This is a genomic window from Mesorhizobium sp. M2A.F.Ca.ET.039.01.1.1, from assembly GCF_003998035.1.
In the GTDB taxonomy this organism is placed as follows: domain Bacteria; phylum Pseudomonadota; class Alphaproteobacteria; order Rhizobiales; family Rhizobiaceae; genus Mesorhizobium.
Map to the genome: position 1 here is coordinate 1 of NZ_RZRY01001534.1, position 444 is coordinate 444.

At 60.8% G+C, this 444-nt stretch carries 1 protein-coding gene; it reads left to right on the plus strand.

Features of this window, described 5'->3' with window-relative positions; genetic code table 11:
* Positions 1-143: 143 nt before the first annotated feature.
* Positions 144-401: a hypothetical protein gene (locus EOA24_RS40815; protein WP_091600625.1), complete on the plus strand. Its 258-nt coding sequence runs from the start codon at positions 144-146 to the stop codon at positions 399-401.
* The last annotated feature ends 43 nt before the right edge of the window (positions 402-444 follow it).

Here is a 444-nt window from a genome sequence, read left to right on the forward strand (position 1 = left end):
TCCCAATGAGCAGCAAGCTATTATCGGCCGCCGAATCTTGGTGGCTTCGTCGAGAGCCTCAATCAACCAAGCGGCGAAAGCCTCGCTAGAGTCTCGCCCGCCTGTCGCTATGAAGCAGTTGCAAGCAGCGCTGCTTCAGGCGCATGAACTCGCCCGATGCAATGATTTCCGTTGCCCTGGGTCTTTCGAAGGGCACTGTTTCGATTCCCTTCTTCTTCGGCGCGCGGCTTGATGCCGACATACGGTTTCTTGACCTGCCGCCTGAACGGCTGCCGAAGCGGGTGCCCCGCCAGCGACCCCGACAATCCACTGTTCCGCAACTGCTGAAGAGCCGACTGCGCTCGCATCCCGATGCTGCGCAACGGCACTATGCCGACATTCTGGAGACCGCAGCCGCATGAGCCTCGAGATGTTCCGCCGACCGTCGACAAAGGCGTCCTCGCC

Coding starts and splice junctions, on each gene's coding strand:
- EOA24_RS40815 (WP_091600625.1), top strand. CDS start 144: ATGAACTCGCCCGATGCAATGATTTCCGTTGCCCTGGGTCTTTCGAAG.